This window comes from Streptomyces sp. NPDC091371 (genome assembly GCF_040684275.1).
Taxonomy (GTDB): domain Bacteria; phylum Actinomycetota; class Actinomycetes; order Streptomycetales; family Streptomycetaceae; genus Streptomyces.
Window position 1 is genome coordinate 1 of record NZ_JBFBFP010000117.1, and the last position, 1,448, is coordinate 1,448.

The 1,448-nt window shown below is 67.3% G+C and carries 1 protein-coding gene; it reads right to left on the reverse strand.

What is annotated here, in order from left to right:
* Positions 1–67: 67 nt before the first annotated feature.
* Positions 68–1,297: a transposase gene (locus AB0O21_RS40445; RefSeq protein WP_365181025.1), complete on the reverse strand. Its 1,230-nt coding sequence runs from the start codon at positions 1,295–1,297 to the stop codon at positions 68–70.
* Positions 1,298–1,448 lie beyond the last annotated feature (151 nt).

Genomic DNA, 1,448 nt, shown 5'->3' on the forward strand with positions numbered 1-1,448 from the left:
ATTGAATCCTCCCCTCCCTGAAGGGAGGGGATTCCTCACCCTCCAGGGCTGATCGGGGATTTCTGGCTCACGCCGCCAGACGGAGCAGCGCCCCGTCTGGTCTTACGCGATCAGCACCAGCCGGGTTGAGACCAGCCCGGACCAGCGTCACGCGGGCGGAGTTCTTATCCCGGGGGGATACGGCTCCGCACGCGGTGCAGGCGTAGGTTCGTTCTGAGAGAGGTAGTGCGTGCTTGGTTCTCGCTCCGCACTGCGCGCAGTCCATGGTGGTGTGCGCGGGGTGTACCAGGTGCACGGTCCGTCCGTGCTTGCGGCCCATCTCGATCAGGGCCGTCTTGGTGGCGCCGATGGCCGCGTCGGCGGCCTTGCGGGCCATGGTCGTCTTGGCGAGGAACTTCGGGCGGAAGTCCTCGACCGCCACGGCATCATGATCGCGGACCACGGACTTGGCCCACTTGCGGCCGGTGTCCTGACGTTGCCGGGCAACCTTCTTGTGCAGCTTCGCGGTCTGCCGTTTCGCCTGCCGGTAGCCCTTCGACCCGGACTTGCCCTTCGGCGGTTTCCGGCGGGCCATCATCCGCTGGTGGTGCGCGAGGCGGGCGGCGGCTTTCTTGCCGTGCTCGGCGTGCGGGAGGTCGTGGGCATCGCTGGTGGTGGTCGCGGTCTCCTTCACGCCCCAGTCCACGCCGATCACCGCGCCGGTTTCAGGAAGCGGCTCGACCTCGGCGGGGACGACGAACGAGCAGTACCAGTGCCCGAGACCGTCCTGATGGACACGCACGCTGGACGGACCGGCCGGAAGCTCCCGCGACCACACCACCGTCAGGACGATGCCGCCCGCCAGGTGCAGGCGGCCGTCCTTCAACCGAAAGCCCCGCTTGGTGTAGTTGAGCGACGGCAGCGCTTCCCGCTTCGTCTTCCACCTCGGCATCCCGGCCCGCTGCCGCACCGGCAACCGGTCCTTGATGTCCTTCTGCGCCTTGGCCCGGGACTTCCCGAAATCCCGGATCACCTGCTGCTGCACAACCGAGGACCCTTCACGAAGCCAGGCGTTCACGGTGCGGGCTTCGGTCAGCATCTTGTCGAGCTGCGCCGGGCCGCAGGTCCGCTTGTCCGTCCCCTCGGGCCGGTCCTTGTTCCACAGATGCGTCTGCTTCGACTTCGCGCAGCACTCGTTCCAGATCCAACGGCACCGGTCCCACTCCGCCATCAAGGCAGTGAGCGCGGTGGACGACACACGGACACGAAACGTCCACCGGGCATGCCCGGCAACCCCCGCGATCGGTGTCGTCACCATCCCAACAACCTATCCCCGACCACTGACAACAGCCGAAAGGGCAGGTCAGACCAGATGCGAACCGAGCTCCGGCGCTCCGCGCCTCCGCCCCAAGGACCCATTCCTCCCCGGCCTGAAGGCCGGGGCCTCCTGGGAGAAATCAGGTGAAGCT

What these genes read in the sequence shown, in the direction of transcription:
- AB0O21_RS40445 (WP_365181025.1), bottom strand. Translation starts at nt 1,297, where the DNA reads ATGGTGACGACACCGATCGCGGGGGTTGCCGGGCATGCCCGGTGGACG.